25 protein-coding genes are annotated in these 24,596 nt (G+C 66.5%); 10 read left to right on the plus strand and 15 right to left on the minus strand.

The window, feature by feature from the left end; genetic code table 11:
- Window positions 1-69: 69 nt before the first annotated feature.
- The 4 genes from FA702_RS05400 to FA702_RS05415 all read right to left on the minus strand — a co-directional run bounded on the left by FA702_RS05400 (window position 70) and on the right by FA702_RS05415 (window position 3,134).
- Window positions 70-861 (minus strand): tyrosine-protein phosphatase, encoded by a 792-nt coding sequence (locus FA702_RS05400; RefSeq protein WP_136955318.1) that lies wholly within the window; start codon window positions 859-861, stop codon window positions 70-72.
- 66 nt (window positions 862-927) lie between these two features.
- On the minus strand, window positions 928-1,362 hold the full coding sequence (locus FA702_RS05405; RefSeq protein ID WP_255504725.1) for a response regulator: 435 nt from the start codon (window positions 1,360-1,362) through the stop codon (window positions 928-930).
- Between the two features lie 129 nt (window positions 1,363-1,491).
- Window positions 1,492-1,926 carry a hotdog fold thioesterase gene (locus FA702_RS05410; protein ID WP_136955319.1) on the minus strand — a complete coding sequence of 145 codons (435 nt, stop codon included), beginning with the start codon at window positions 1,924-1,926 and terminating at the stop codon, window positions 1,492-1,494.
- Window positions 1,923-3,134, minus strand: a complete 1,212-nt coding sequence (locus tag FA702_RS05415; RefSeq protein WP_136955320.1) for a M20 family metallopeptidase — start codon at window positions 3,132-3,134, stop codon at window positions 1,923-1,925. Before FA702_RS05415 ends, FA702_RS05410 begins: the two co-directional genes overlap by 4 nt.
- Window positions 3,135-3,315: 181 nt before the next feature.
- Between FA702_RS05415 and FA702_RS05420 the strand changes: the two genes are divergently transcribed.
- The gene (locus tag FA702_RS05420) at window positions 3,316-4,563 is read left to right on the plus strand and encodes an acetyl-CoA C-acetyltransferase (RefSeq protein WP_136955321.1); all 1,248 of its coding nucleotides are present in this window, start codon (window positions 3,316-3,318) and stop codon (window positions 4,561-4,563) included.
- Between the two features lie 57 nt (window positions 4,564-4,620).
- On the opposite strand, the gene FA702_RS05425 is transcribed toward FA702_RS05420, so the two are convergent.
- Window positions 4,621-5,958 (minus strand): M28 family peptidase, encoded by a 1,338-nt coding sequence (locus tag FA702_RS05425; RefSeq protein WP_136955322.1) that lies wholly within the window; start codon window positions 5,956-5,958, stop codon window positions 4,621-4,623.
- 135 nt (window positions 5,959-6,093) lie between these two features.
- On the opposite strand from FA702_RS05425, the gene ettA reads away from it, so the two are divergent.
- The gene (gene ettA / locus FA702_RS05430) at window positions 6,094-7,767 is read left to right on the plus strand and encodes an energy-dependent translational throttle protein EttA (RefSeq protein ID WP_136955323.1); all 1,674 of its coding nucleotides are present in this window, start codon (window positions 6,094-6,096) and stop codon (window positions 7,765-7,767) included.
- Between the two features lie 193 nt (window positions 7,768-7,960).
- Window positions 7,961-9,016: an RcnB family protein gene (locus tag FA702_RS05435; RefSeq protein WP_136955324.1), complete on the plus strand. Its 1,056-nt coding sequence runs from the start codon at window positions 7,961-7,963 to the stop codon at window positions 9,014-9,016.
- Window positions 9,017-9,154: 138 nt separating this feature from the next.
- Here FA702_RS05435 and FA702_RS05440 read toward each other — a convergent pair whose 3' ends face one another.
- Window positions 9,155-9,433 carry a winged helix DNA-binding protein gene (locus tag FA702_RS05440; protein WP_255504726.1) on the minus strand — a complete coding sequence of 93 codons (279 nt, stop codon included), beginning with the start codon at window positions 9,431-9,433 and terminating at the stop codon, window positions 9,155-9,157.
- 83 nt (window positions 9,434-9,516) lie between these two features.
- On the opposite strand from FA702_RS05440, the gene FA702_RS05445 reads away from it, so the two are divergent.
- Both FA702_RS05445 and FA702_RS05450 read left to right on the plus strand, forming a co-directional pair.
- Window positions 9,517-10,521, plus strand: a complete 1,005-nt coding sequence (locus FA702_RS05445) for a prolyl hydroxylase family protein (RefSeq protein WP_370385498.1) — start codon at window positions 9,517-9,519, stop codon at window positions 10,519-10,521.
- Window positions 10,512-12,413: a DUF885 family protein gene (locus FA702_RS05450; protein WP_210417589.1), complete on the plus strand. Its 1,902-nt coding sequence runs from the start codon at window positions 10,512-10,514 to the stop codon at window positions 12,411-12,413. The genes FA702_RS05445 and FA702_RS05450 overlap by 10 nt, the downstream gene beginning before the upstream one ends.
- A gap of 76 nt (window positions 12,414-12,489) precedes the next feature.
- On the opposite strand, the gene FA702_RS05455 is transcribed toward FA702_RS05450, so the two are convergent.
- Window positions 12,490-14,115, minus strand: a complete 1,626-nt coding sequence (locus FA702_RS05455) for a lysine--tRNA ligase (protein WP_136955328.1) — start codon at window positions 14,113-14,115, stop codon at window positions 12,490-12,492.
- A gap of 170 nt (window positions 14,116-14,285) precedes the next feature.
- Window positions 14,286-15,113 carry a flagellin gene (locus tag FA702_RS05460; RefSeq protein WP_136955329.1) on the minus strand — a complete coding sequence of 276 codons (828 nt, stop codon included), beginning with the start codon at window positions 15,111-15,113 and terminating at the stop codon, window positions 14,286-14,288.
- 267 nt (window positions 15,114-15,380) lie between these two features.
- Here FA702_RS05460 and FA702_RS05465 point away from each other — a divergent pair, with 267 nt between their 5' ends.
- A complete protein-coding gene (locus tag FA702_RS05465; protein WP_136955330.1) occupies window positions 15,381-18,173 on the plus strand; it encodes an ATP-dependent DNA helicase in 2,793 nt (930 codons plus the stop codon).
- Window positions 18,170-18,715: a histidine phosphatase family protein gene (locus tag FA702_RS05470; RefSeq protein WP_136955331.1), complete on the plus strand. Its 546-nt coding sequence runs from the start codon at window positions 18,170-18,172 to the stop codon at window positions 18,713-18,715. The genes FA702_RS05465 and FA702_RS05470 overlap by 4 nt, the downstream gene beginning before the upstream one ends.
- Here FA702_RS05470 and FA702_RS05475 read toward each other — a convergent pair.
- The 5 genes from FA702_RS05475 to rpmF all read right to left on the minus strand — a co-directional run bounded on the left by FA702_RS05475 (window position 18,712) and on the right by rpmF (window position 21,817).
- Window positions 18,712-19,152 (minus strand): MerR family transcriptional regulator, encoded by a 441-nt coding sequence (locus tag FA702_RS05475; RefSeq protein ID WP_136955332.1) that lies wholly within the window; start codon window positions 19,150-19,152, stop codon window positions 18,712-18,714. The two genes, FA702_RS05470 and FA702_RS05475, sit on opposite strands and share 4 nt — an antisense overlap.
- Window positions 19,149-19,448 carry an integration host factor subunit alpha gene (locus FA702_RS05480; protein ID WP_124807974.1) on the minus strand — a complete coding sequence of 100 codons (300 nt, stop codon included), beginning with the start codon at window positions 19,446-19,448 and terminating at the stop codon, window positions 19,149-19,151. Before FA702_RS05480 ends, FA702_RS05475 begins: the two co-directional genes overlap by 4 nt.
- Window positions 19,449-19,556: 108 nt before the next feature.
- Entirely contained in the window at window positions 19,557-20,531 is a 975-nt protein-coding gene (locus FA702_RS05485) for a beta-ketoacyl-ACP synthase III (protein ID WP_136955333.1), read from the minus strand.
- On the minus strand, window positions 20,528-21,610 hold the full coding sequence (plsX, locus tag FA702_RS05490) for a phosphate acyltransferase PlsX (RefSeq protein WP_136955334.1): 1,083 nt from the start codon (window positions 21,608-21,610) through the stop codon (window positions 20,528-20,530). Before plsX ends, FA702_RS05485 begins: the two co-directional genes overlap by 4 nt.
- A 27-nt stretch (window positions 21,611-21,637) precedes the next feature.
- Window positions 21,638-21,817, minus strand: coding sequence for a 50S ribosomal protein L32 (gene rpmF, locus FA702_RS05495; protein ID WP_124807977.1), 180 nt, complete (start codon window positions 21,815-21,817; stop codon window positions 21,638-21,640).
- A 214-nt stretch (window positions 21,818-22,031) separates the two neighbouring features.
- Here rpmF and FA702_RS05500 point away from each other — a divergent pair, with 214 nt between their 5' ends.
- Window positions 22,032-22,421, plus strand: coding sequence for an MAPEG family protein (locus tag FA702_RS05500; RefSeq protein ID WP_124807978.1), 390 nt, complete (start codon window positions 22,032-22,034; stop codon window positions 22,419-22,421).
- Between the two features lie 43 nt (window positions 22,422-22,464).
- Here the strand turns inward: FA702_RS05500 and FA702_RS05505 are convergent, their stop codons facing one another.
- Window positions 22,465-23,133: an MBL fold metallo-hydrolase gene (locus FA702_RS05505; protein WP_136955335.1), complete on the minus strand. Its 669-nt coding sequence runs from the start codon at window positions 23,131-23,133 to the stop codon at window positions 22,465-22,467.
- Window positions 23,134-23,203: 70 nt separating this feature from the next.
- Window positions 23,204-23,881, minus strand: coding sequence for a S24 family peptidase (locus tag FA702_RS05510; protein ID WP_136955336.1), 678 nt, complete (start codon window positions 23,879-23,881; stop codon window positions 23,204-23,206).
- A gap of 96 nt (window positions 23,882-23,977) precedes the next feature.
- Here FA702_RS05510 and FA702_RS05515 point away from each other — a divergent pair, with 96 nt between their 5' ends.
- Both FA702_RS05515 and FA702_RS05520 read left to right on the plus strand, forming a co-directional pair.
- Window positions 23,978-24,181, plus strand: a complete 204-nt coding sequence (locus FA702_RS05515) for a hypothetical protein (RefSeq protein ID WP_136955337.1) — start codon at window positions 23,978-23,980, stop codon at window positions 24,179-24,181.
- Window positions 24,165-24,545, plus strand: a complete 381-nt coding sequence (locus FA702_RS05520) for a hypothetical protein (RefSeq protein WP_255504727.1) — start codon at window positions 24,165-24,167, stop codon at window positions 24,543-24,545. The genes FA702_RS05515 and FA702_RS05520 overlap by 17 nt, the downstream gene beginning before the upstream one ends.
- The last annotated feature ends 51 nt before the right edge of the window (window positions 24,546-24,596 follow it).

Below are 24,596 nucleotides of genomic sequence, written 5' to 3' on the forward strand. Positions count from 1 at the left end.
AATACCCCGCGCGGAATGCGAGTCCGCGCAGCCCGGTTATCCGGCAAATTCGCCTTGTGAGCGGCGAGGTCAGACTATCAGGCGCCGCTCCAGGGCCGCGATATCCGCTGCACCGAAGCCCAGCACCGCGTCGGCATAGGCCTCCACCGATCCATGCCGTTCGCGAATCGCGGCAAAGCTGGTGTCGAGATAGTCGGCATGGACCGACATCAGCACGCGCACCGCCGCATCGTCCATGTGCCGGCCGAACCCGGCGCGAACGTGGCGTGCTCCTGCCGCAATGCGCGCTTCGGCGTTGCCCGCCGTGTTGGTCAGCAGATAGTCTTCCAGGATGTCATCGGGATGAACGCCCAGCAGGTGATGCACCAGCGCGGCGGCCACGCCGGTCCGGTCCTTGCCCGCCAGGCAATGCAGCAAGCTCGCCCCGTCGCGGTCGACCAGCGCGCGCAGATAGAGGCGATACGTGCCGGCCAGCACCGGGCGGAACGGCAGGGTTTCGTACAACCGGATCATCGCGGCGTGCGCGTCGGCGGCGGTGCGGACCTGCTCGGCCGCTTCCTCGTGCACCGCACGGCCATGGGCGCTGGCCGTCTCGCCCGGGTGGAACAGGACGTGCCCGTCGAATTCCGGATGGCGCAGGCACGGGCAGGCTTCACGCTCGCTGTCGCCGCGCAGGTCGATCACCGTGGCGATGCCCAGGCGATGCACCGCGTCGAGATCGTCCGCCGTGGCATCGCCATGCTGGCCCGATCGCCACAGCACGCCCTGCCGGATGGCTCCGCCGCGCGCAGGGTAGCCGCCATAGTCCCGAAAATTGTGAATGCCCTGCATGGGCAGGACGCGGCCCTCCGCATCGATCATGAAATCAGGCTCCTCGTTCGGGACGCCTTCTTGCCCTGCGGCAGACCGATTGCAAGACAGTGACAGTTAATGGCTCTGGTTCACATCCTGTCGGGAACCATCGCGGGCGCATTGCAACGCGCGCGTGACCACGACCGAAGCCGGCGTCGGCTTGGGCACCAGAACCCCTCCCAGATCGCGGACCGCCGTGTCCAGCCGCTCAACATCGCCGGTATGCAGGACGTAAGGAACGCCCCGCGCCGCCAGCGCGCGCGCAACCGGCTCGCACGTCTTGCCATGCCCCAGCGACACATCGAGAATGGCTGCGCTCACCCGCTCAGCATCAAGGATTTCCAGCGCTTCGCCCGGTTCAAGCGCCGTCAATGGCACGCAGCCGGCATCGGCGACCGCGCATTCCAGATCGAGCAGGATCAACGGTTCGTCGTCCAGAACCAGAATCCGCTTGGGACTTTCATGGTCACCGGCACCGGTCATGCCCGAATAGCTGTTGTCCTGCGTCACCAAACCGATTTGTCCCGGGCGCGGCCGCATTGCCGCTGGTCTTCTATACCGCCCACAATGCTTTTCCCGCCGGATGGTTCCAGCACACGGTAAATTTTGACAGCGACCGTGTTGATAGTTGGCGGCACGTTACTTCCGGTCGAGCGGAATGATCGCCACGGTCAGGCGTGAAACGCACACCAGCCGGCCTTCCCCGTCCTCGATGCGAATCGACCAGACGTGCGTGGTTCTGCCCAGCGCCTCCGGCCGGGCCGTGGCATAGACCCATCCATCGCGGACGGGACGAACGTGGTTGGCGTTGATCTCCATTCCGACCCCGACAAACTTGTCCGGATCGACGGTCATCGCCGCCGCCATCGAGCCGACTGTTTCCGCCAGTGCCACCGAAGCTCCGCCATGCAGCCGCCCGAACGGCTGGTGCGTGCGTTCGTCCACCGGCATTCGCGCCCGGATCCAGTCCGGCCCGCAATCGTCGAACTCGATACCCAGCAGCGCGGGCATGGCCTTCGTGCCCATGCGCGTCAGCCGCTCGAGCGAGGGCATTTCGGCATTCCACCAGATCATGCGAAACCTTCCGCCAGAAACGTCTCGGCGCATCCCGCCAGCAACGCCGTGCCCAGCGGGAGCACGGCCTCGTCCACGACCATCCGCGTGGAATGGATGCCGCAGGCGTGGCGCCAGTCGGTCCCTTCGTGCGCAACGCCCAGGAAGAACATCGCGCCCGGCACCTTTTCCAGCACGTAGGAGAAGTCCTCCGCCCCCATGATCGGATCGGCTAGGCGGTGGAACGCATCCGGCCCGCGCAGTTGCCGCGCCACCCTTTCGCCAAGATCGACCGCGCGGGCATCGCAGACCGTCACCGGGAAACCGGGCGTGAGCGTCACGTCTGCCGTCATACCGTGCGCGGCGGCGATATGCGTTGCCAGCGTGCGCAATCCCTCGCGCAGAGCCTCGCGGTTGGTGGGCGAGAGCGTGCGCAGCGTGCCCCCCAGCGTCGCGGTATCGGCGATCACGTTGTGCGCCGTGCCCGCTTCCACTTTGGCCACGGTAGCGACGACGGGATCGGCGACCGGGAATTTGCGCGTGACCATGGCCTGCAGCGCGGTCACGATCTCGCAGGCCACCGGCACGGGATCGAGCGTGTAATGCGGCATGGAGGCGTGGCCGCCGCTGCCCCGAACCACGATCTCGAACTGGTCGGCCGAAGCCATCAGCGGGCCGGCACGCCCGGCGACAAGGCCATGCGGGCTGTTCGGCATGATGTGCAGCGCGAACGCCGCTTCGGGCAGCGGGCGGTCGCCACCGCCCAGCAGACCGTCTTCGAGCATGAAACGCGCGCCGTGCCAACCTTCCTCGCCCGGCTGGAACATGAAGCGGACCTCGCCCGCCCAGCTTTCGCGGCGCGCGGCCAGCAGTTCGACGGCGCCGGCCAGCATCGCGGTATGCGTGTCGTGCCCGCAGGCGTGCATCGCGCCGGGAATGGTCGAGGCATAGGGCAGCCCGGTTTCCTCGGGCATCGGCAGGGCATCCATGTCGCCCCGCAGCAGCACGGTGCGCCCTTCCCCGGCGCCGCCCTTCAACGTGGCGACAAGGCCGGTGGTGGACGGCCCTTCCCGCCATTCGAGCGGCAGATGGGCCAGCGCGGCGCGCACCTTGTCGCGCGTCTTCGGCGTCTGCAGCCCCAGTTCCGGTTCGGCGTGAATCGCGCGGCGCAAGGAGACGATCCGGTCGGACAGTCCACGCGCCTGATCGAGCAGTTGGTCGGTGAGCATGACGGACATCATAGGCACGCCGCCGAAACGGTGTCGAGAGGGGCGGCCGCGGATACCGCATGGTTGCGCCCGGCGAATTGGACTTGCAGAGACCGCTCACGCGTATTAATCGATCGATTAAACGCCATCTAGCGAGCGTCCGGACAGAGTTGCCCGGCATCGCGACAGGGAGAGACTGACAATGGCCGAAGCCTATATCATCGACGCCGTCCGCACGCCGCGCGGCGTGGGCAAGCCCGGCAAGGGCGCGCTTTCGCACCTGCATCCGCAGCACCTTGCGGCAACCGTGCTGAAGGCGATCAAGGACCGCAACCACCTCGACACCTCCACCGTGGACGACATCATCTGGTCCACCTCATCGCAAGTCGGCAAGCAGGGTGGCGACCTTGGCCGCATGTCGGCGCTGGCCGCCGGCTATGACATCACCGCCAGCGGCACCACGCTCGACCGGTTCTGCGGCGGTGGCATTACCTCGGTGAACCTCGCCTGCGCTTCGGTCATGTCAGGCATGGAAGACTGCGTGATCGCGGGCGGCACCGAAATGATGAGCTTCACCGCTGCCCACGGCGCGGAACAGGCCAATGCCGGCATCAAGCCGCTGGGCATGGGTTCGGGCAACATGGCGCTCGACGCCATCCACCCGCAATCGCACCAGGGCGTTTGCGGCGATGCGATTGCCTCGATCGAAGGCATCAGCCGCGAAGCGCTCGATGCTCTCGCGCTCGTCAGCCAGCAGCGCGCGGACGTGGCGATCAAGGAAGGCCGCTTCGCCAAATCCGTGGTGCCGGTCTATAACGAGGACGGCTCGGTCGCGCTCGATCGCGAGGAGTTCCCCCGCCCCGAAACGACCGCCGAAGGCCTTGCCGCGCTCAAGCCCAGCTTCGCCGGGCTGGCCGATTTCGACCTTGGCGGCACCACCTTCCGCAAGCAGATCAACCGCCGCTATCCCGACGTGGAAATCCAGCATTTCCACCATGCTGGCAACTCCTCGGGCGTGGTCGATGGCGCGGCCGCCATTCTCGTCACCTCGAAGGACTATGCCGACAAGCACGGGCTGAAGCCGCGCGCCCGCATCGTTGCTTACGCCAACCAGGGTGACGATCCCACGCTGATGCTCAACGCCCCGGTTCCGGCGGCGAAGAAGGTGCTAGCCAAGGCCGGACTGACCAAGGACGACATCGACGTCTGGGAAATCAACGAAGCCTTCGCCGTGGTCGCCGAAAAGTTCATCCGCGATCTCGACCTCGACCGGTCGAAGGTGAACCCCAACGGCGGCGCGATGGCGCTGGGCCACCCGATCGGCGCCACGGGTTCGATCCTGATCGGCACCGCGCTCGACGAACTGGAGCGCACCGGCGGCCGCTATGGCCTCGTCACCATGTGCGCCGCCGGCGGCATGGCGCCCGCGATCATCATCGAACGGATCTGATACCACAACCCCGTCGTCCCCGCCTTCGCGGGGTCGACGGGATTCATGCCACCCGCGTCATTCGACCGGCTGGATCGGCTCCGCCGCGTTGGCCACGACCTTGAGCACCGCCGTCCACGCCGCCACGTTCTGCGCCAGCGCCTGCGGATCGATCTTGTCGAGCGTATCGTCGGGTGTGTGGTGCAGGTCAAAATAGTGCGTGCCGTCCTGGTTGAGATCGATCACGGCCAGCTTCTGCCTGGCGATCACGAAGCCCACGTCGGTTCCGCCCTCCACCTCGCCATGGCCGGTGACGATGCCCATCGGCGCAAGCGCGGCGGTGATGCGATCGCCCAGTGGCTTGTTGCCGGCGGCGAACTTCGTGATCACGCGCCACACCCGGTCCGCGCCGAAATCGCTTTCCATCGCCAGCGCGTGCGGCTCCCCATGCTTGTCCGCATAGGCCTTGCCGCCGAAGCCGCCCAGTTCCTCGCTCCCCGCCCACAGCACGCGGATCGTGCGCAAGGGCTTGCCCCCTTCCTGCGCCTTCAGCGCGGCAGCGGTCACGATCGCGCACCCGGCAGCATCATCGATCGCGCCAGTGCCGAGATCCCAGCTATCGAGATGGCAGCCGACCAGGATCGGCGGTAGCGACGGATCGCTGCCCGGCAGTTCGCCGATCAAGTTGCCGGAAGGCAGATTGTCTGCCGTCCTGCCGGTCAGCGTGAGCGCGATGCGCACCGGCTTGCCGCCGGCCACCGTGCGCGCGATGAGGTCGGCGTCGGGATTCGAAACCGCCCCGGCCGGGATCGGCTTCACGCCCTCGGGCCAGTTGGTGGCACCGGTATGCGGGTTGCGGTGGCCATCGGTGCCAATGGAGCGGATCACCACGCCAATCGCGCCCTTGCGCGCGGCGATGGCCGGCCCCTGCCGACGGGCATTGCCATAGGGACCATAGCCGCTGCCGTCCTGGGCCGCGCGCATGGCGTGATCGATATAGGCGATCTTGCCGGCCAGCGAACCGTCCGGCGCGGCCTTGAGCGCGTCCAGCGTCGGGAAATAGACGAGTTCGCCCTCGATACCGGCATCCGGGGTGGTGCCGCTATAGCCCAGCGCGGTCACGGCCAGATTTTGCGGCACCGGCGCTACCAGCCGCGCGCGATCCACGCCGCGCACATAGCCGCGGATGGGAAACGGCTCGACCGCGACATTGCGAAAGCCCAGCGCCTTCAGCTTTTCAGACCCCCACGCCCGCGCCCGCGCCTCCGCCTCGCTGCCGGCAAGGCGCGGGCCGACATCGGTGGTCAGCCCCGCCACGATGTTCCACGCGACATCGTCCTTCGGCGGTTCCGCCTGCGCGGCAACGAGGGGAACGAAGGCGGCGGAGAGCGCGAGCGCGCGGAGCTTGTTTCGCATGAAACTTTTCCTATCTTTGGGGTGCTCTCCTGCCAACACCCTATCCGCCAAAACGTCCGCTTGCCCGGCCCTTCCCGCTTGGCTAGAGGCCGCATCAAGTGCCGAGTTCGCACGCCATTCCACCAAGGAACGATCATGGCCGCCCAATACGCCTACGTCATGAAGGACATGACGAAGACCTTCCCCGGCGCACAGAAGCCGGTGCTGAACAATATCAACCTGCAGTTCTACCAGGGCGCCAAGATCGGCATCGTCGGCCCGAACGGCGCCGGTAAATCGACCCTGATCAAGATCATGGCCGGGATCGACAAGGACTTCACCGGCGAAGCATGGCCGGGCGAGAACATCACCGTCGGCTATCTCGAGCAGGAGCCGCAGCTTGACGAGAGCAAGACCGTGCTTGAAAACGTCAAGGATGGGGCGCGCGCGACGGCGGACATGGTCGAGCGCTTCAACCAGATCGGCATGGAAATGGCCGAGGAAGACGCCGACTTCGACGCCTTGGGCGCGGAGATGGCCGAGCTTCAGGACAAGATCGACGCGGTCGATGGCTGGACGCTCGACAACCAGCTCGAAATCGCCATGGAAGCGCTGCGCTGCCCTCCCGGCGACTGGTCGGTGGCAAGCCTTTCGGGTGGTGAAAAGCGCCGCATCGCGCTGACCCGCCTGCTGATCCAGAAGCCTTCGATCCTGCTGCTCGACGAACCGACCAACCACCTTGACGCCGAATCCGTCGAATGGCTGGAAAACCACCTCAAGGACTATGCCGGCGCGGTGCTGATGATCACCCACGACCGCTACTTCCTTGACAACGTGGTGGGCTGGATCCTCGAACTCGACCGCGGAAAGTACTTCCCCTACGAGGGCAACTACTCGACCTACCTCGAGACCAAGGCCAAGCGCATAGCCCAGGAAGAGCGCGAGGAAAGCGGCAAGCAGAAGGCGCTGCAGCGCGAACTCGAATGGATCCGCCAGACCCCGGCGGCGCGCCAGACCAAGTCCAAGGCGCGTATCCGCAAGTTCGAGGAACTGCAGAACGCGCAGGATAACCGTCCGGTCGGCAAGGCGCAGATCGTGATCCAGGTGCCCGAGCGCCTTGGCGGCAAGGTGATCGAGGTAAAGAACATCTCGAAGGCCTATGGCGACAAGCTGCTGTTCGAAGACCTCTCGTTCATGCTGCCGCCCGGTGGCATCGTCGGCGTGATCGGGCCGAACGGCGCGGGCAAATCCACGCTGTTCAAGATCCTGACGGGCAAGGAGACACCGGACACCGGTTCGGTGGAAATCGGTTCGACCGTCCACCTCGGCTATGTCGACCAGAGCCGTGACGACCTGAACCCGGCCAACAACGTGTGGCAGGAAATCTCGGATGGCCTCGATTACATGAAGGTCAACGGGCAGGACATGTCTACGCGCGCCTACGTCGGCGCGTTCAACTTCAAGGGTCCGGACCAGCAGAAGAACGTCGGCAAGCTTTCGGGCGGTGAGCGCAACCGCGTGCACATGGCCAAGATGCTGAAGGCTGGCGGCAACGTGCTGCTGCTCGACGAACCGACCAACGACCTTGACGTCGAAACGCTGGCGGCGCTGGAAGACGCGATCGAGAACTTCGCGGGCTGCGCCGTGGTCATCAGCCACGACCGCTTCTTCCTCGACCGTCTGGCCACGCACATCCTCGCGTTCGAGGGCAACAGCCATGTCGAATGGTTCGAAGGCAACTTCGCGGCTTACGAGGAAGACAAGCGCCGTCGCCTGGGCGACGCGGCCGACCGGCCCACCGCGCTGGCCTACAAGAAGCTGACGCGCTGATTTCCAGCGGCGATGCCTGAAACACGCGGCGGGGCGGGAACCATGTTCCCGCCCCGTTTCGCTGTGCCGTTTCGGGAAAGCTGAACGAATGCCCTTGCAAGCGGTTCAGCGGCGCGACAGCGCGACTCCGGTAACACAGTGTCACATGACGTCACGGGATTGGCCGTGACCACAGGTGCATCGGAGAGCGGCCATGGCCGGGATCACATTCTTCAGGAACAGCCTGCTGACGGCGGCCGCGCTCGCCTCGACGGTGGCCGCGCTTCCCACGGCAGCATTCGCCCAGCAGGGCGACTGGCGCGGCGCGGGGCGCGAGGCGCGCGGGGGCGACGCCGGTCCGGGCCGTGGCGGCAACCGGGGCGGCGGCTGGAACGGAGGCGGCAATGGTGGAGGCGGCTGGAATCGCCCCGCTCCGCAACAGGCCCAACCGCAGCCCCAGCCCCAACCTCAGCCGCAACGCAACTGGGGGGGCGGCAATCCGGGCGGCTGGAACCAGAATCGCCCCCAATCGCAACCCTCCATGCCCCAGCAGCAGGCGCCACGCGCGCCGCGCGCCTGGCAGGGGGGCGGCGATGGTGGCGTCCGTCCGGCGCCGCAGGATCGTGGCAACGGCTGGCAAGGTCGCGGTTGGCAAGGGGGCGGTTGGCAGGGAGGTGGCTGGCAGGGGGGCCGCAATGGCGACTGGCAGCGCGGCAACCCGAACCCGCGCCCGGACGGTCCCCGGCCCGGCGGCCCGCGCCCCGATAATGCCCGCCCCGGCCCGACCTATCGCGATGGCGTAGGCGTGCATTACGGCAACGGCCAGTGGCGAAACGACAACCGGGGCTACGATCGCGGGCGGGACAATCGCTGGCGTGGCAACGATGGTTGGCGCGGCAACGACGGCTGGCGTTCGGGCGAAAGCTGGCGTGGCGACCGCGGACGCTGGAACAATGGCGGTGGCTGGAACAGCGACTGGCGGCGTGACCGGCGCTACGACTGGCGCGGCTATCGTGCCGAAAACCGCAGCATCTTCCGGTCCCGGCCATATTATGCGCCCTATCGCGGGTACTCGTACAGCCGCCTCAGGGTAGGCTTCTTCCTGGACAGCGTGTTCTTCGGCAACCAGTATTGGATCAACGATCCCTGGTCCTATCGCCTGCCGGACGTGTACGGCCCCTATCGCTGGGTTCGCTACTACAACGACGTGCTGCTGGTGGATGTCTATTCCGGCGAAGTCGTGGACGTGATCTACGATTTCTTCTGGTGACATCCGGTCCGGAAAACCACCGGCCCCAAAGACGCGACGACCCGCCGTTGGCCCTTGCCAACCGGCGGGTCGATCGCTTCAGGAGCGCGCCAGCCGAAGCCCGCAGCAGCCATCGGCATCACGCCGGTTCGCTGCCTCTCAGCTGATCGGCCCGATCGCGCGCAACACGCGGCGCATCACGGCATGGCCTTCATCGGTCAGGCGCACGAACCGGCGGCGCGCATCCCCGCGATCGGCCTTGCGGTAAAGCAGGCCTTCCTTTTCCAGCCGGGCAATCCACCGCAGGATCGTGGTGGAAGGGACGCCAGCCTCGATGCAGACGCTGGAAACCTGGATTTCCATCCCGCGCTTGCTGGCGATGTACAGGTCCAGAAGTATATCCCACGCCGGCTCGCCGAAAATCCGCCTTGGACCCAAGGCCGAATCACGCTTGCGGCGCAAGTTATTCAGGGCTTGAGCGAGCCGATAAGCTTCAGCTTCAGTATCGATCAGGGCTTCCAATGGAATACGACCTCCCTATATCAAAAGTAGGTCGTCCCAATTTAGCGAAAGAAGAACACAGAATTCCTTGCCCGCTATTAGGCATAGCATTCCAATTCGACCCTTCCGCAAAGTTAGGACTTCGATTCCTACTTCCCGGTATTTATTTAACGACTTTGACCTGCACCAATATTCACAGTATTTGCCCTGACTGGCAACGGCTCGCCACCGGATCGGATCAAAACCGCATTAACCTTAAATCGCCCCTGAACTCGGGGTGTGACATCCGTCACAAGGCGCCCGCACCTCTTGCTCCCCGTCCCGCCTTGGGTCATGAAAGCGAGCCCATGATCTCCCTGTCTCGCAAGTCCCGCCCGCATCCGGACGCCGTCCTTCTCAAGCGTATCGGCCAGACCGTTCGCGCCCGTCTGGATGCCGATCCCGCGGCCTATCGCCTTCCAGTGGAAGGTATTGAAATTTATGGAGTTTCTAACTTCCTTTCCGAAGCGGAATGCCAGCGCCTGATCGCGACCATCGACGACGTCGCGCGTCCCTCGCTCACCTACGATGGCAACCGCAGCGGGGGCCGCACCAGCTACTCCGGGGACGTCGATCCGTGGGACCCGTTCACCCTGATGTTGCAGCGCAGAATCGATGACCTCGTGGGGCTCGATCCCGACACCGGAGAGACGATTCAGGGGCAGCGTTACACCCCCGGACAGGAATTTTGTCCCCATTTTGACCATTTTAATCCGGATCAGCCGTTCTGGGATCGGGAGATGGGGCGCGGGGGACAGCGAAGCTGGACCGCCATGGCCTATCTCAACACCGTCGAGGAAGGCGGTTCGACCGATTTTCCGAAAGTCGATCTGTCGATTCCGCCCCAGCGCGGCGCGCTGCTGGTGTGGAACAACATGGCCGTGGATGGCACGCCCAACCCCAACAGCCTCCACGCCGGGCGGCCGGTCGTGAAAGGCACCAAATACGTCCTCACCAAATGGTACCGGACGCGCGCATGGGGCTGATTCGGGAGGCGGGCACGGCGATCCCGGCCAGTACGGCTGCAAGCTGGCGCCTGCTTCGCGGCACCGCACTGGTCCTTGCCCTGGCGCTGACGACGGCGGCGAGCGCCCCGCAGGCTTCCTCGCTGGCGGATCGGCCGGTCCCGCAAGCCGCCGCGAAGGCCGGCTTCGTCCGGCAAAGCGAAGCAGCCCTGGCGCTCGACCGGTTGTTCATGGACGACAGCCGGGCGGAACAGGCGCTCGACCCGCTCGGTGCGCTGGAACAGGGCGAACAGATTCCGCTCGACCGCTTCCTGCTGCTGTTCACGCCGGAACTCGTCCATCGCCTGCGCGAAACCAACGCCGCCACGCTGACGCGGCTGGACGGGATCGATCGCAATCAGCTCGATGACGCCCACCGCATTTCCTACGACGTGTTCCGCGATGCCAAGCTCCAGGAACGCGATGCGCTGACTCCGGAGGTGGAGGCGCTGACCGCCGTTCGCCCGTTCAACCACTTCGGCGGCTTCCACGTCGAGTTTCCCGGCCTCGCTTCGTCCGAAACGCCTGTTCCGCTGGATACGCCCGCCGATTTCGAGGCGCTGCTGGCGCGTGACCGCGCGCTGCCACAGGTCTTCGACCATGCCATCGCCCGGTTCCGTGAAGGCATGGCCGGCGGCGCGATCGAATCCCGCCTGACCGTGCGCAACATGATCGCGCAGATCGACACGATCCTGGCGCAGCCGGTCCAGCGATCCCCGTTCTATTCGCCCGTCGCGCAATACCCCGCGCGATACGGCACCGGCGCCAAACGGCGCGTCGCCGCCGCCTTCCGGCAGGCGATCGGGCAATCGGTGTACCCCGCCTATCGCAAACTTCGGGCGTTCCTTGCGGAGGAATACTACCCCGTCGCGCGTGAGGATGCGGGATTGTGGGCGATGAAGGGGGGAGACCGGCTCTATCGGCTGCTCATCCGCAATCACACGACCCTGCCGCTCGATCCCGATGCGGTGCACGATCTGGGCCTAGGTGAAGTGGCGCGCATCCAGCGCGAGATGGAAGGGGTGAAGACGGAACTGGGCTATGCCGGTCCGCTCAAGGCGTTCTTCGACGAATTGCGCGTGAACCCCCGATACCATCCGCGGACCGACGCGCAGCTTGCCGACGGTTTCCGCGCCGTCGGTCGCAAGGTCGAAGCGCAGGCACCACGCTATTTCCTGCACCTGCCGCGCACGCCCCTGCTGATCCTGCCCTATCCCGCCTATCGCGCGCGCTATGAAGCGGGCGGCAGCTATAGCCAAGGCGCGCCGGACGGCAGCCGGCCCGGCGTGTTCTTCTACAACACCTACGACCTCAAAAGCCGCTTCCTGACCGGCATCACCACGCTTTACCTCCACGAAGGCGCGCCGGGGCATCATTTCCAGATCAGCCTGGCCCAGGAGAACGCCAGCCTGCCAGATTTCCAGCGTTTCGGCGGCAATACCGCCTATGTCGAAGGCTGGGCGCTCTATGCCGAGACGCTGGGTTACGAGATGGGGTTCTACAAGGACCCGATGCAGCACTGGGGCACACTGGACGACGAGATGCTGCGCGCCATGCGGCTGGTGGTGGACACCGGCATCCACGCCAAGCGGTGGACGCGCGAACAGGCGATCGACTACATGCTGGCCAATTCGGGCATGGGTCGCAGCGATGCGACCGCCGAAGTCGAACGCTACATCGCCAATCCGGGGCAGGCGCTATCCTACAAAATCGGCGCGCTCACCATCCAGCGCCTGCGTCGCAACGCCGAAGCGGAACTCGGCCCGCGCTTCGACATTCGCGCGTTTCACGATCAGGTGCTGGGCAGCGGCGCGCTGCCCATGCCGGTTCTGGAAGCGAAGGTCGACCGCTGGATCGCGGGGCAGCGGGGATAGGGCCACGCTGCCCGCCCCGAGCCCCTCCCGCAAGCGGGAGGGGAGTTCTTGGAGCACCCGGTTGGGCCAGAAGCGCTCAGCCTTCCAGCGCCTCGGCGATCAGCTTGCGCGTGTTCTCGATGCCGTAGAGCGCGATGAAGCTGCCCATTCGCGGCCCCTGGCTGGAGCCGAGCAGCGTCTCGTAAAGCGCCTTGAACCAATCGCGCAGGCTTTCGAAGCCGTAATGCGGGTCCTTGCCAATCTCATAGACGATGTTCTGCAGTTCTTCGGCGGTGGTGTCGGCGCTGGCGGCGGCCAGTTCCTCGTCGAGCGCGGTGAGCGCGGCGACTTCGCCGTTCTCCGGCTTGCGGCGGAGAAGCGTGGGCGCGATGAAATCGCGGTTGTAAGCAAGCGCGCAGGTTACCAGCGTATCGAGCGCGGGATGCGCCGCCGGATCGGCGTTCTCGACGTAGTTGGCAAGGTACGACCAGACCTGCTCGCGCGTCGCACCGGCCCCCAGCACGCCCACCAGATTGAGCAGCAGGCCATAAGTGACCGGCAGCTTCTCGCCCGCTCCGGCGGCATCGCCATTGGCACGCAGCAGGTGCCACACCGGGTTGCCCAACTGCTGTTCGATCGGCTGCGCGGGCAGCTTCTCGCGGAACTGCCAGTATTCATCCACCGCGCGCGGGATGATGCCAACGTGCAGCGACTTCGCGCTCTTGGGCTCGCGGAACAGGTAGAAGCCCAGGCTTTCCTCGCTGCCGTAGTCAAGCCACTGCTCGATCGTCAGCCCGTTGCCCTTGGACTTGGAGATCTTCTCGCCCTTCTCGTCGAGGAACAGTTCGTAGATCAGCCCTTCGGGCCGGCGGCCGCCCAGCACTTGCGCGATCCGGCCCGACTGGGTGACGCTGTCGGTCAGGTCCTTGCCGCACATCTCGTAATCGACGCCGAGCGCCACCCAGCGCATCGCCCAATCGACCTTCCATTGCAGCTTGGAGCGCCCGCCCAGGATCGACTGCTCGACCATCTCGCCGGTCACGTCCTCGAACCGGATCAGGCCCGCTTCCGCATCGACCACGTCCACCGGCACCTGCAGCACCTGATGATTGGTCGGCGAAACCGGCAGGACCGGCGAATAGGTCTTGCGCCGTTCCTCCCGCAGCGTGGGCAGCATGATGCCCATGATCGCGTCGTAATGGCGCAGCACGTTCTTCAGCGCATCGTCGAAACCGCCCGCGTTGTAGCGGTCGCTGGCCGAGACGAATTCGTAGTCGAAGCCGAAGCGGTCCAGAAACGCGCGCAGCATCGCGTTGTTGTGGTGCGCGAAGCTTTCGTGCGTGGCGAACGGATCGGGGATGCGCGAAAGCGGGTGGCCGATATAGGCGGCGAGCAGACCCTTGTTGGGCACGTTGTCGGGCACCTTGCGCAACCCGTCCATGTCGTCGGAAAAGGCGACGAGGCGCGTGGGATGACCGCCCGTCAACACGTCATAGGCCCGGCGGACCAGCGTGGTGCGGAGCACTTCCTGGAACGTGCCGATATGTGGCAGGCCCGAGGGACCATAGCCCGTCTCGAACAGCACGGGCACGAGATTGCCGGCGGCATCGCGTTTGCCGCCCGGATACCGCTTCACGATCTTGCGGGCTTCCTCGAACGGCCAGGCCTTGGAGACCTGCGCGGCTTCGAGCACGGACGGCGGACGGGTTTCGGTTTCGGTCATAGCGGGCGTCCTTTCGCCCGCCTGCCCCGCTTGCGCAAGGAAAAGCTGGCGCCGCTGACGACGTGGCCCAATCGTGGGAGAGGCACCGCGCCGCGCAACCCAAAAAAGAACGGCCGCCCCGCCAGGGTGCGGGGCGGCCGCGCTGCGGCGCAAGACGCGGGGGAGAGCCTTTAGCGCAGCAGCGTCAGGACGGTCTGCTGGGCCTGGTTGGCCTGTGCGATCATCGCGGTCGATGCCTGGCTGAGGATCTGCGACTTCGCCAGCGCCGTGGTTTCGGCCGAATAATCGGTGTCCTGAATCCGCGAACGGGCTTCCGACAGGTTGGTCACGTTGCTGGTGAGGTTGTTCACCACCGATTCCAGCCGGTTCTGCCCCGCGCCCAGCGAGGCGCGCGTAGCGCTGACATCCGAAAGCGCGGCTTCCACGTTGCTCATGGTGGTCACGGCCTTGGCAGCCGTGGTCACGTCGAGCGCGGCGGCGGCCAGGTTCGTGCCGTCGATGGCGGTGCTGGTCAGCGTCACGGTATCGCCGCTGTTGGCCCCCGCCTGGATGTCGATCGACACGTCGGTGCCGGCCGTGGTGCTGAACAGCGCGTTGCCGTTGAACTTGACCGTGCTGAAGACGCTGCCGATCTGCTCGGTCAGCGCGGTCACTTCGGTCTGCATGTAAACGCGGTCGGTGGTGTCCTGATAGGTGCCCGAAGCCGACTGGTTCGCCAGTTCGCGGATGCGCTGGAGCATGTTGGTCACTTCGCCCAGCGCGCCTTCGGCGGTCTGCGCCAGCGAGATGCCATCGTTCGCGTTGCGGATGCCCTGGCTCATGCCCTTGATCTGCGAGGTCATCGACGTGGTGATGGCGAGGCCCGCCGCGTCATCCTTGGCGCTGTTGATGCGCAGGCCGGTGGACAGGCGCTCCATCGAAAGGCCCAGGGTCTTGGTCGCGAGATTGGATGCGTTCGCGGCGCGTATCGCGTTGATGTTCGTATTGATAACGGTCATGACAAGTACCTCCACTCTGTCTGCCGGAACGATCCGGCGCGGACCGGTTGGTCCCGTGCCAAAGACCGGTCTGGAAGCGGGGGGTTTCAGGTCATCCGTGTCACTACCTAGCGCGGGAACAAGGATCGCTTCAGCATGATCCCTTCTTATCATATGATTGTTTTGACTTAATAATCTTCGATCTTCGCCATTGCTGGCAGCGTCTCATCGTGGATCGTGACCGGCCATGGCTTGCCCCGCGTTCCAGTTCCGTTCTATGCGGAACGCATGGCCGCCCTCACCCTTCCCGCGCTTCACGCCAGCCACGGCGGCTGCTGGCTGCGCGATGCCTCGCTGACGGGCAACCCGTCGACGCGCGCGGTGGGCAAGGGCGATGCGATCATGGCCGCGGCCGATACGCCGCTGCTGCTGCTGAACGCGCCGCTGGTGGCAAGCCGGCTGGGTTATCCGGACCTGTCCGGGCTGGACCTGCTCGAACTCTACGCCTTCATTCACCCCGCTCGGTTCGTGGTGCCCACGCCCAAGGGCCTTGCCCATGCCCTGAACCTTGCTGAGCCGGCCAGTGACGACGCCGTGCCGCTGCTGTTGCAGGAGGCGGCGGAAGCCCTGCTGGCGACCTGCGAAAGCCCCGGCTGGGCCGAACGCGAGGGCGCCTGGACGGCGCTGCAATCGCTGGTGCGGATGCGCTGGCCCTGGGCAACGCTGCTCGCCCCCCGCATCCACCGGCCCGAACGCGCCGAACGCTGGCTGTTCACACGCCTGCCCGAATGGGAAGAGGCGGCCGAGCGCCCGCAGCCGGCGCAGGTTTCGCTGACCGGCGAGGAGGTGGAGGAGCGGCTTGCCATGCTGACCGGGCGCGACGCGGAAGCGCGCCCGGCGCAGCGCTCCTATGCGCGCGAGGCCGCCGGCATGTTCGCGCCGCGCCCGCCGCGCGGCAGCGGTTCGGGGCAGCCGCACATGCTGCTGGCGCAGGCCGGCACCGGCACCGGCAAGACCTTCGGCTATCTCGCCCCCGCCTCGCTATGGGCGGAGAAATCCGGCGGCACCGTCTGGGTTTCGACCTACACTAAAGCGCTGCAACGGCAGTTGCGGCGCGAAAGCCGGCGGGCGTTTCCGGCCGAGCGCCACGGCAAGGCCCCCGTGGTAGTGCGCAAGGGACGCGAGAACTACCTGTGCCTGCTGAATCTGGAAGACGCGCTGCAGGGCGGATTCGCCGGCCGCGCCGCGATCCTGGCCCAACTGGTCGCGCGCTGGGCCGCCTATAGCCAAGACGGCGACATGATCGGCGGCGATCTGCCCGGCTGGCTGGGCACGCTGTTCCGCAAGCGCGGGATCAGCGCGCTGACCGACCAGCGCGGCGAATGCGTCTATGCCGGCTGCCCGCACTACCGCAAATGCTTCATCGAGCGCGCGGTGCGCGCCTCCGCCGATGCCGAACTGGTGATCGCCAACCACGCGCTGGTCATGGTCAACGCCGCGCGGGGCCGCGATGCGGCACAGCGCCCGACGCGGATCGTGTTCGACGAAGGGCACCATGTGTTCGAGGCCGCGGATTCGACGTTTTCCGCCGCACTTACCGGCGCGGAGACGATCGAACTGCGGCGCTGGGTGATCGGCCCCGAAGGCAAATCGCGCGGCCGGCGGCGCGGGCTTTCCGCGCGGCTGGCCGACGTGGCGAGCTACGACGAGGAAGGCGCGCGGGCGATTGCGCAGGCGCGCGAGGCGGCCGAAGCACTGCCCTCCGACGGATGGCTGGCGCGGCTGCAGGAAAACGCACCGATCGGCCCACTCGAAGCGCTGCTCGCGGCGACGCGCGCGGTGGTCCATGCCCGCGACGAAAGCGGCGGACAGGAAGCCGGCTATGGCCTGGAAACCGAGATCGCGCAGATGGACGGGGCGTTCATCGAGGTGGCCGGGCTCGCGCAGGAAGCGCTCGAGTCGCTGCGGCAGCCCCTCGCCCGGCTGGCGCTGCGGCTGGAAGCGATCGTTGAGGACGGCCCCGACTGGCTCGACGGGCCGGCGCGCGCGCGGATCGAGGGCGCCCGCGGGGCGATCGGCTGGCGGACCGATCTGGTCGCCGGGTGGATCGCCCTGCTGAGCCGCCTCGGCGGCCCCGCTGATCCCGATTTCGTCGACTGGCTGGCGGTGGAACGCTCCGACGGACGCGAGTGGGATATCGGCCTCTATCGCCACTATCTCGATCCGATGAAGCCGTTCGCCAACACCGTGCTGGCGCCCGCGCACGGGGTGATGATGACCAGTGCGACCTTGCGCGACCGGGCCGGTGGCGGCCGGGGGGATTCCCCGGACAACGGAGACTGGGACAGCGCGATCCGGCGCAGCGGCGCGCCTTGGCTCGACATGACCCCGCGCCTGTTCTCGGCGGAAAGCCCGTTCGATTATGCCAGCCAGGCCGAAGTGCTGATCGTGACCGACGTGCCCAAGGGCGATATTCCCGCGCTGGCCGGCGCCTATGCCCGGCTGATCGAGGCATCGGGTGGCGGCGCGCTGGGCCTGTTCACGGCGGTCCGGCGGCTGCGCGCGGTATATGGCCGCATCGCCGACCGCCTCGCCCGCGCCGGACTGCCGCTCTATGCCCAGCATGTCGATCCGATCGATACCGGCACGCTGGTCGACATCTTCCGCGACGATCCGCGCGCCTCGCTGCTGGGCACCGACGCGCTGCGCGACGGGGTGGACGTGCCGGGCCATTCGCTGCGGCTGGTGATGATGGAACAGGTGCCCTGGCCCAAGCCATCGATCCTGCACCGCGCGCGCCGTCTGGCCGGCGGGGGGCAGGCATATGACGACCGCATCATCCGTGCGCGGCTGGCGCAGGCCTTCGGGCGGCTGATCCGCTCGGCGGACGACCGGGGCTTTTTCGTGGTGCTTTCCTCGGCCTTCCCCTCGCGCCTGCTTGGCGCCTTCCCGCCGGGAACGCCGGTTCGCCGCGTCACGCTCGATGTGGCTTTACAAAGCGTGGCGGGCGGTGTTTCTGGAGCCTCGGCAACCATCGCCAACGCCGGCGCCAGCGCCGGACCTGCCGGGGACCTTTCGTGAAGACGCTTGCGCTTTTCCGCCATGCCAAATCAGACTGGTCGGACGCGCGCGCGCGCGATTTCGACCGGCCGCTGAACGAACGCGGGATCAAGGGCGCGCAAGTGATGGGGCGGTTCATCCGCGATGGCGGCTGGCGCTTCGACCGGCTGCTCGCCTCGCCCGCCGTGCGCGTGGCCGAAACGATCGAGCAGGCGAGCACCGCCTGGGGCCACGGCTTTCCGGTGGAATGGGACCGGCGCATCTACCTTGCCAGTTCGGCCACACTGATGGACCTGCTGCGCGAAGTGGAAGGCGATCCCGCCAGCATCCTGATGGTGGGGCACAATCCCAGCCTGGAAGACCTGATCTTCGATCTGGTGCCCGATGACGGCAGCAGTCCCTTGCGCGACATGGTGGAACAGAAGTTCCCCACCGCGACTTTCGCCGTGCTGGAACTGGACATCGACCGCTGGCCCGACATCGACGAAAACTGCGCGCGGCTGGTGGCGCTTACCCGCCCGCGTGATCTCGACCCGGCACTGGGACCGGTCTTGATCGACTAAACGGCTTCGGCTTCCGCGAGCGCGCCGGCAAGCCCATCGCGCACAGCTTCCAGACGGCCGTACAGCACGCGCAGGGCCGAAAGGACATCCTCCGCCCGCGCCAGTTCGTCGTTGCTGACCGGCGCCGGATCGGACGCGAGCGGCCCCGGCACGGGCCGTGCTCCACGCGCCTTCCCCCCGAGCGCCTGCCGCGCCCCGCGGATGGTATAGCCTTCGCGGTGGAGCAGACGGTCGATCTCGGAAACGAGCGCCACGTCCTCGGCGCGGTAGTATCGCCGCCCGCCAGCCCGCGTGAGCGGGCGCAGCATGGGAAACTGCTCTTCCCAGTACCGCAGGACATGGGGCCGGATGCCCAGCCCCCGGGCCACCTCACCGATGGTGCGGAGCGCGCCAGGATCCTTGCCGTCCTGGAAAACAGAGGCGCTTCGGCCGCTCATCCACCGGCGCAGATGCGATCCTTGAGCATCTGGCTGGCGCGGAAGGTCAGCACTCGGCGCGGCGTGATCGGCACTTCGATGCCCGTCTTGGGGTTGCGCCCGATCCGTTCGGTCTTGTCGCGCAGCAGGAATGTGCCGAAGCCTGAAATCTTGACGTTCTCGCCCGTCGCCAGCGCGTCGCTCATATGCGTCAGGATCGATTCGACCATGTCCAGCGAATCCGCGCGCGACAAACCGACGCGCCGGTTGATGCTTTCCGCCAGATCAGCCCGGGTCAAAGTGCCTATCGATCGCATCCGTTCAGTTCCCCCAATGCAAACCCCTGCGTTGCACCATAATGCAAAACGCTTGCATGGCAATGCAATGCCTTGGGGTTGAAGGGAATTCGGATGAAATCGCCGCGATCAGACGCGCGCGAGGCAGGCACCCCAGGTGAAGCCGCCGCCCATCGCCTCCAGCATCACCAGGTCACCGGGCTTGATCCGCCCGTCCCGCGCCGCCGTATCATAGGCAAGCGGCACCGAGGCGGCGCTGGTATTGGCATGGCGATCGACCGTGACCACGACCTTTTCCGCCGGAAGCCCCAGCTTGCGCGCGGTCGCGTCGAGAATGCGGAAATTGGCCTGATGTGGCACCACCCAGTCGATGTCGGACGGCGCATAGCCCGATGCCGCCAGCACTTCTTCCAGCACCGAAGCGAGATTGACGACGGCGTGGCGGAACACCTCGCGCCCCTTCATCCGCACCTTGCCGACCGTGCCCGTGGTCGACGGGCCGCCATCCACGTAGAGCAACTGGTTGTGCTGGCCATCGGCATGAAGCCGCGAGGCGATGATCCCGGGCGCCTGCCGGTCATCGTCGGCCACCGTGCGCGCTTCCAGCACCAGCGCGCCGGCGCCATCGCCGAACAGAACGCAGGTGGTGCGGTCTTCCCAGTCCAGGATGCGCGTGAAGGTTTCCGCGCCGATTACCAGCGCGCACTTCGCCATCCCCGTGCGGATCATGCTGTCGGCCGTGGCCATCGCATAGAGAAAGCCCGAACAGACCGCCGCCACGTCGAACGCGATGCCGCCGTTGCAGCCAAGGTTGTGCTGCACGATCGTGGCCGTCGCGGGAAACGTCTGGTCCGGAGTGGCCGTGGCCAGCACGATCAGGTCCACGCGCGCCGCATCGACGCCGGCCGCTTCCAGCGCGCGCCGGGCAGCATCGGTCGCGAGGCTCGACGTCGTTTCGCCTTCCCCGGCGATGTAGCGGTTGCGGATGCCCGTGCGCTCGACGATCCATTCGTCGGTCGTATCGACCATCTTTGCCAGTTCGGCGTTGGAGACCGCCCGTTGCGGCAGCGCCGAACCGCTGCCCGTAATCACCGATCGAATCACGCCGCCGTCTCGTCTTGCGCGGCGGCGGCCTTGCGGCGGCTGGAGGAACGGATGGTCTCAGCACCGACGCTGGCAAGGTCGGCCGCGATACGCTCGGTCAGATTTTCCTCCAGCAGCCGGGCGGTGACCGCCACGGCATTGGCCACGCCCAGCGCCGAAGCGCCGCCATGGCTTTTTACGACAATCCCGTTGAGGCCCAGGAACACGGCCCCGTTGTGGTTGTTCGGATCGAGATGATGCTTGAGCAGTTCGGTCGCCGGGCGGGAGATCAGGAAGCCCACCTTGGACCGCAGCGAACTGGCGAAGCTGCGCTTGAGCAGGTCCGCCACGAAGCGGGCGGCGCCCTCAACCGCCTTGAGCGCGATATTGCCCGAAAAGCCGTCGGTCACGACAACGTCGACGTCCCCGCGCGAAAGCTTGTCCGCCTCGGTATAGCCATCGAACGACATTGCGAGGCTGGCGTTGGCTTCCTTGAGTTGCTGCGCGGCGACCTGCAGTTCCTCGGTGCCCTTGGTCTCTTCCGTGCCGATATTGAGCAGGCGCACGCGCGGCGCCGGCAGGCCGGTGACAATGCGCGAATAGGCCGCGCCCATGATCGCGAACTGGACGAGATTGCGCGCATCGCATTCGGTGTTCGCACCGAGATCGAGCATGACGAGATCGTGCTCGCCCATTGTGGGCAGCAGCGCGGCAAGCGCAGGCCGGTCGATCCCCGGCATGGTGCGCAGCGAAAGCTTGGCCATCGCCATGAGCGCGCCGGTGTTGCCCGCGCTCACGGCGGCGCCGGCATCGCCGCGCTTCACGGCGTCGATGGCGAGCCCCATCGAGGTCGTCTTCGCACGGCGGAGCGCCTGAGTCGGCTTCTCATCGCCCGACACGACATCGGGCGCATGGAGGATTTCCGTGGCCGCGCGCAGATTGGGGTGGTTCTCGAGAGCCTGCTTGATGCGTTCTTCGTCCCCGACGAGCAGGAACTTGAAGCGTTCATGGCGACGACGGGCCAGCGCCGCGCCTTCGACCATCACGCGCACGCCCTCATCGCCGCCCATCGCATCAACAGCGATACGCGGCAGGCTCATTGTGCGAATACCCCCCAAAGGATGGGATTAGAGCCCGACGGCGATGACTTCGCGGCCGTTGTAGTGACCGCAGGCGTTGCACAGCATGTGCGGACGCTTCAGTTCACCACAGTTCGAGCATTCGTGGAATGCTTCCGCCTTCAGCGCATCGTGGCTGCGGCGCATGCCGCGACGGGACGGCGAGGTCTTTCTTTTGGGGACGGCCATTTCGGCACCTGTTCCTGATCTTGCGAAACTGTTTGTTACGGGCGCGATAGGGAAAACAAGCCTTCCGCACAACCCCTGCGCGCGTATGCGGCGGAACGGCAAGTCGGGAGTCGCCCCTATCGCGGGCGAAGGCGCGCCTATACGGAATTTCTCGTGCTTTGCAAGCGCAACAGGGCTAGCAATCGTGCGGACAACAAGGGGAGTGGACGAGAGGATGATCCTGCCTGTCACATTGAGCACGGCCGCCGCCGCCGCGCTGCTGAATATCTGGCTTACCATCCGGGTCGGCATGGTGCGCCGCGCCACCGGCATCAGCGTGGGCGACGGTGGCAACGAAGCGTTGATCCGCCGGATGCGCGCACAACTGAACTTCATTGAAAACGCACCGGTGGTGCTGGTCATGGTGGGCGGGATCGAGCTGGCGCGCGCCGGCAACCCCTTCCTGCTGGGCGCCGCCGCGATCTTCATCCTGGGCCGCGTGGCGCACGGCATCGGCATGGACGGCGGCCCGCTGGGCTTCCTGCGCGGTGTGGGCACGCTGACCACGATGCTGACGCAACTGTGCCTTGCCGTCTGGGCCGTTTCGATCGTGCTGGACGCCTGAGGGACAACGGGCCGGCCGCGCGCAAGCCCGGTCGGCCGCTTGCCTACCCCAGCACGTAATCGCTGACGTAGGAATTGGTCTGGCGTTCGCGCCCGAATGTGCTGGTCGGCCCGTGACCGGGCACGAACGTCACGTCCGAACCCAGCGGCCAGAGCTTCTGCGTGATCGAATCGATCAGATCCTGATGGTTGCCCATCGGGAAATCGGTGCGCCCGATCGAGCCCTGGAACAGCACGTCGCCCACGATCGCGAAGCGCGACGGCGCGTGATGGAACACGATATGGCCAGGCGTGTGTCCGGGGCAGTGGATAACGTCGAGCTCCAGTTCGCCGATGGTGACCTTGTCGCCATCCTGCAGCCAGCGGTTCGGCTCGAACGGTTCTCCGGGGATGCCCCAACGCTTGCCGTCGTCTTCCAGACGCGAAATCCAGAAGCGGTCCGCCTCGTGCGGCCCCTCGATCGGCACGCCCAGGTCTTTCGCGAGAATACCGGTCACGCCGCAGTGATCGATGTGGCCATGGGTGACGAGCAATTTCTCGATGGTAACGCCCGCCTTGGCGATCGCTGCCTTCAACCGCTCCGGATCACCGCCGGCATCGATGAACGCGGCCTTCATGGTGCGGGTACACCACACCAGCGTGCAGTTCTGCTCCAGCGGCGTGACGGGGATGATGGCCACCTTCATCGGCGGCTGCACGGCGGTTTCGGTCATACAAAGGGAAATGGCGGGTCGCGTGGCGCTTGGCAAGGGACGAGCCACCCACCGTGCCATAATCGGCGCGCTATAAACGCCCACCCTTCCACACCACGCGACCGACCACGTCGACCTCGCCCGCCGCGCGTTCGCTGGCCGGATAGGCCGGGTTGTCGCTGATCACGCGCAGGGTTCCCGCAGGGCCGGGTTCGAGGCGCTTGACCAGCAGCATGTCGTCCAGGCGGATCACGTGGATGCCGGCGCGCAGGGCGCGCGGCGTGCGATCGACGAGAATCTCGTCTCCATCGCGCAAGGTCGGCTCCATCGAATCGCCTTCCACCGCGATCACCGAAAGCGCGACCGGATCGAGTCCCTGCGCCTTGAGCCAGCGGGCGGAGAAGCGCAGCTGGCCCGATGGCGCCTCGTCACGCGCCAGCGCGCCAGGACCGGCCGACGCGCCCAGCGGCAAGCGGGGGATGTCCGCCCAATCGGCCAGCGCGCGCGCGACGCCGCCCGCCTTGGCCGCCTCCCCCGAAGCGGCATGCGACGGCGCACCAAGTTCGCTTTCCGAAACGCCGAAGAAGTTGGCAAGAACGCGCCGGTCGTCCTCCTCCAGCTTGCGCGGGCTGCCCTTGCGCACGAATTGCTGGAGGTAGGCCGGATTGCGCCGCAGCAGGCCCGAGAGCGCCGAGAGGCTGACGCCGCGCCCGCTCGCAAGCTCCAGCAGACGCGCCCGTGCACGGGCCTGAAGATCGGTTCCGGTCATGCGCCCACCATTGTCGAAGGATTTTTCCTAGACTTGTAGGATTTGTCCGTCAACATAAGAAAAATCCTAAATGGATTCGCGACGGGAGAATGCACCATGCTCATCCGCAAGATCGAAAAGTTCCTGCTCCGCACCGGGATGCCGGTGACCCGCTTCGGCCGCATGGCCGCACACGATCCCCGCCTTGTCATGGACATGCGCAACGGACGCGAGCCCCGCCCCGAAATGATCTCACGCGTAGAACATTTCATGAACAACTACAAGCCGGAGACGTCCGCGAGCAATGCCCATGCTGGTTGATCACGCCCTGTTCCGCGACGCGCCACGCACCTCCCGCCCATCGCACCGCCACCGCACCGCCGGCGAACGGCTATGGCACGCCCTCCGCGCCCTCGCCGGCGCAGGCGCGGTTCTGGTCAGCCAGCGCGAAACACCATGGGCCAGCGTGACCTTTTCCGGCGCGCGCCACAGCTTCACGCTGCGGTTCGACGAGGCCGACGCAATCGAGGACAGCGAGCGCCTGATCGCCGCGCTGCCCGAGCACCCGTTCCACATCCCCGGCCATCTGGTGGCCGATGCCAGCGTGGCGCGCGCCGACCACAGCCTGCTGCCCGCCCCACGGCTGGAGCTGGACATCGACATCCTGTTGCTGGAAGCGTCGTGAGACCAGCCGGAGCCTGACGACCGAAGGCGCCGCGCCCGGGTAAACCCCGGT

Source organism: Novosphingobium sp. EMRT-2, assembly GCF_005145025.1.
Classification (GTDB): domain Bacteria; phylum Pseudomonadota; class Alphaproteobacteria; order Sphingomonadales; family Sphingomonadaceae; genus Novosphingobium.